This is a genomic window from Weizmannia agrestimuris (genome assembly GCF_943193165.1).
GTDB lineage: Bacteria > Bacillota > Bacilli > Bacillales > Bacillaceae_C > Weizmannia > Weizmannia faecalis.
In genome coordinates, this window is sequence record NZ_CALPDC010000084.1 from 1 (window position 1) to 4,435 (window position 4,435).

The 4,435-nt window shown below is 51.9% G+C and carries 4 protein-coding genes; all 4 read right to left on the bottom strand.

Annotated elements, in window-relative coordinates:
* Positions 1 to 353: 353 nt before the first annotated feature.
* Positions 354 to 1,262, bottom strand: coding sequence for a hydroxymethylglutaryl-CoA lyase (locus tag NFR98_RS15525; protein WP_026684086.1), 909 nt, complete (start codon positions 1,260 to 1,262; stop codon positions 354 to 356).
* Positions 1,263 to 1,288: 26 nt separating this feature from the next.
* Positions 1,289 to 1,498, bottom strand: a complete 210-nt coding sequence (locus NFR98_RS15530) for an acetyl-CoA carboxylase biotin carboxyl carrier protein subunit (protein WP_017551842.1) — start codon at positions 1,496 to 1,498, stop codon at positions 1,289 to 1,291.
* A 294-nt stretch (positions 1,499 to 1,792) separates the two neighbouring features.
* Positions 1,793 to 3,148: an acetyl-CoA carboxylase biotin carboxylase subunit gene (locus tag NFR98_RS15535; protein ID WP_061577169.1), complete on the bottom strand. Its 1,356-nt coding sequence runs from the start codon at positions 3,146 to 3,148 to the stop codon at positions 1,793 to 1,795.
* A gap of 63 nt (positions 3,149 to 3,211) precedes the next feature.
* Entirely contained in the window at positions 3,212 to 4,354 is a 1,143-nt protein-coding gene (locus tag NFR98_RS15540) for an acyl-CoA dehydrogenase family protein (RefSeq protein ID WP_061086964.1), read from the bottom strand.
* Positions 4,355 to 4,435: the final 81 nt, after the last annotated feature.

Sequence of the window (4,435 nt, forward strand, 5' to 3'; positions counted from 1 at the left end):
CTCCCTGTCTGATGGCTTGCAAGCGGTCTTCCAATCTTTTTCAGTCTGCTTTGCAGCTTCGGGCGGTTCTGCATCATCACGGCAATTTCTTTTGCTTTTTTTGGCAAAGCGGCCCCGTTACACCCCCATCTGGCAGCTTGCAAGCAGCCTTCCAATCTTTTCCAATCTGCTTTACGGCTTCGTGCGGCTTTGCATCATTACGGCAGTTTCTTTTGTTTTTTTTGGCAAAACGGTCCAGTTTCGCTCCCCATCTGGCGGCTTGCAAGCGATCTTCCAATCTGCTTTTTCAGATTCTAGGCGGTTCAAGATCATGGCGGGCGTTCCTTTTTGCTTTTCTCGGCAAAATATTCCCGTTACGCCCCTCCCGCCATCCTGTAAATTTCCATCTGGTGGCTTGCAAGTGGCCTTCCGATTGTTTTTTCTATCTGCTTTGCGGCCTGGATGATGCGGTCAAAATCAATGCCGGTCTCAATGCCCATTTGCGCGAACAGGTACAGCAAATCTTCCGTGGCAACATTGCCGGATGCCCCTTTTGCATACGGGCAGCCGCCCAGGCCACCTGCTGCGCTGTCAAAAACAGTGATCCCCATTTCGAGCGACTTAACAACATTCGCAAGTGCCGTCCCTCTTGTATCGTGGAAATGCATCGCCAGCTGCCTTGCATTAAAATCATGAAGCAGTTCGTCGAGCAACCGCTCAACATCAGTCGGCACGCCGGCACCGATCGTGTCCCCGAGGGAAATTTCATCCACGCCCATCGCAAACAAGCGGCCGGCCACATCTTTTACTTGCTTTGGGGAAACCGGTCCATCATACGGGCAGGCAATCACCGTCGAAATATATCCCCTTACCGATTTCCCGGCGCTTTTCGCTTCCTTCACCACTTTTTCCAAGACCGGATAGGTTTCCGCGATCGTTTTATTAATGTTGTGGAGGTTATGGCCTTCGCTTGCCGACATAAAAACGCTTACTTCATCCACGCCTGCATTTAACGCCCGTTCAAGCCCCCTCACGTTCGGGACAAGCGCGGCATAGGTCACGCCCGGCTTCCGTCTGATTTTTTCCAGCACCGCTCCGGTATCGGCAAGCTGCGGTATCCATTCCGGCCGGACGAATGATCCTGCTTCGATGTACGTCAGACCCGTATCTGACAATGCGTTGATCCATGCAACTTTTTCTGCTGTCGCCACGACCGCTTTTTCATTTTGTAGCCCGTCGCGCGGCCCGACTTCTTTCACGGTCACTTTTTCAGGCAGCTTCACATCCCCGCCTCCTTCAGCAAATTGCGCTACTCCAGTTCCACCAGCACATCGGATTCGTTGACAAATTCGCCTTCCTGGACATGGATTTTTACCACTGTGCCGTCTTCCTCGGCAGCAATCGGGATTTCCATTTTCATGGATTCAAGGACGACCACATCGTCGCCTTCCTTCACCTGGTCGCCTTCCTTTACGAGCACTTTCCAGACACTTCCTGCCATACTTGCTGTAATTTCCATCTGCTTTTCCTCCTGTTTTAAAAAGTCACTGACAATTTGATCATGACCGGGATCTTTTTTGCATGTTCTCCTCCTTGCTTGCGGTGCTCCCCGCCTTTCACCTTTGAACCTGACTGATCCCTTCCTCCATCTGGCATACTTTCAAGGCTCTGCTTGGTTTAAATCTTTGTGTACCCATTAAAAATAGATGACAGCGGGGGCGTCTTCCTGCCTCCCTTAACCGGTGGCAGGCCCTGCTTTCTTTCGGATTCTCCCCTTTTCGAACCTCTGGCGCCTTTTAACCGGCCGGTGCGCCTACTTGCGGGACTCCGCTTGTTTTAAAAAGTCATTGACAAAATGCGTGGTTGTGTACCCTTTTAAAAATTGTTCGTGGCTGACGGTGTCAATCAGCATCGGAATATTCGTTTTAATCCCTTCCACTTGATAGTTTAAAAGCGCATCCCTGATCCTTTTGCAAGCTTCTTCGCGCGAGCTGCCCCAGGCAATCAGTTTTGCGATCATCGGGTCGTAAAAAGGGGGCACTTTAGAACCCGCTTCCACGGCCGTCTCGTTGCGGATGCCTTCCCCTTCCGGCAGCCGGAAAGCTGTAATTTTGCCCGGCGATGGCAGAAACGTCTTCGGATCTTCAGCATAAATACGCACTTCAATCGCGTGGCCGTTCCGCTTGAGCGTCTCCCGCGTGATCGTGAGGCGTTCGCCTGAAGCGATTTTCAACTGCTCTTCCACAATGTCCAGCCCGGTAATTTCTTCCGTCACCGGATGTTCCACTTGCAATCTTGTATTCATCTCAAGAAAATAGAAATTCTGGCCCCGGTCCACGATCATTTCCATCGTGCCGGCATTTATATAGCCGATGGATGTTGCTGCTTTTACTGCCGCATCCAGCATCTTTTGCCGGGTCGCTTCGCTGATAAAAGGCGATGGCGCTTCTTCGACAACTTTCTGGTGGCGGCGCTGGATCGAACATTCCCTCTCCATAAGCGGCACAACGTTTCCATATTGGTCTGCCAGAATCTGGATTTCTACATGATGCGGTTCTTCAATATATTTTTCAATGAACATCGCGCCGTCCCCGAAAAACATTTCCGCCCGTTTTTTGTTGCCGGCAAACGCTTTGCGCAGCTCTTTTTCGGTTTGGACCACCTGCATCCCGATTCCGCCGCCGCCTGCCGAAGCCTTCAGCATTGCGGGATAACCGATTTTTTCAGCCGCCCGGACCGCCGCTTCTTCATCTTCAAGCGGATCATCCACCCCTTCAATCACCGGCACGCCTGCTGCTTTCATGGTACGGCGCGCTTCAATTTTGCTGCCCATCGCAGCAATGATTGCAGGAGAAGGCCCGATAAAAATGAGCCCCGCCTCAATGCATTTCCGGGCAAAAGGCGCATTCTCGGACAAAAGCCCGTAACCCGGATGGACCGCTTCCGCCCCGCTTTCTTTGGCCGCCCGGATGATCGCGTCGGCATTTAAATAGCTTTGATTGACAGGCGATTTGCCGATGCAATATGCTTCATCCGCCTCGCGGACAAAAAGGGCCCCCGCATCCGCCTCGGAATACACCGCTACGGACTTAATACCGAGCTTTTTACACGTCCGGATCACCCGCCGCGCAATCTCTCCCCTGTTGGCAATCAGAATTTTTTTGAACAAATGGCAACGCTCCTTTCCATTCGAATGCAAACTTGTGCGACGCAAGTCTTCCAATCTTCTATCCTAGCAGCCAAGCTTTCTGGCAATAACAAGCCGCTGGATTTCGGATGTGCCTTCGCCGATTTCCATCAGTTTGATGTCGCGAAGATGACGCTCCACGTCGTACTCGCGCATATAACCGGACCCGCCGTGGATCTGGATCGCCTGGTTGCAGACGCGGAATCCCATCTCCGACGCAAACAGTTTTGCATAAGCGGCTTCTTTGCTAAACGGTTTTCCCTGATCTTTTAGCCATGCCGCTTTGTACACGGCATTGCGAGCAAGATCGATTTCCATCGCCATATCGGCAAGTTTGAACTGGATCGCCTGGAATTTTGAAATCGCTTGGCCGAACTGCATCCGTTCTTTCGCATATCGAAGTGCTTTTTCGAATGCAGCTTGGGCAATCCCGACCGATAATGCGGCGATGGAGATGCGTCCACCGTCCAGCGTGTACAAAAACTGGCTGAATCCTTTCTTTTCGTCGCCAAGCAAGTTTTCACGCGGGACACGGACGTTTTCGAGCACGATCTGGCACGTGTTGGATCCGCGAACGCCCATTTTTTCATACGGGCTTGTAATCGTCACGCCCGGTGCATCGGTCGGCACGATGATGGCGGAAATGATGTTACGACCGTTTTCTCTTTTGCCGGTTACAGCTGTCACGATCACTTGGCGGGCGTATTCGGCGTTTGTAATCCAGCATTTCTCGCCGCTTATCACCCATTCATCGCCGTCAAGTACCGCTTTTGTCCTTGTTCCGCCGGCGTCTGATCCGGCGTTCGGTTCCGTAAGCCCGAATGCGCCGAGCGCTTCGCCTTTTGCCATCGGAACGAGCCACTCCTGCTTTTGTTCTTCGGTGCCGAAATAGTAGATCGGGCTTGCGCCGAGGCTTGTATTTGCGGCATAGCTGAGCCCTGTTCCCCCGCATGCCTTGCCGATTTCTTCGACCGCGATGCAATAAGAGATGGTATCCCCGCCTGCTCCGCCGTATTTTTCCGGAAAAGGGATGCCTAAAAGGCCGAGATTGCCGAGCTTTTGAAACGTCTCCATCCGCATTTTCCCGGTTTCGTCTACTTCTCTTGCATACGGTTCGATCTCCTTCTCAGCAAAGTCCCGAACCATCTCCTGCAGCATAATCTGTTCTTTAGACAATTCGAAATCCATAGGCTTCCTCCTCGTATAATAAGTTTAAATCCAAAGTGGATGTCAATTTCCAGTTCATTCTGCTGCTCATTGACAAGTGAA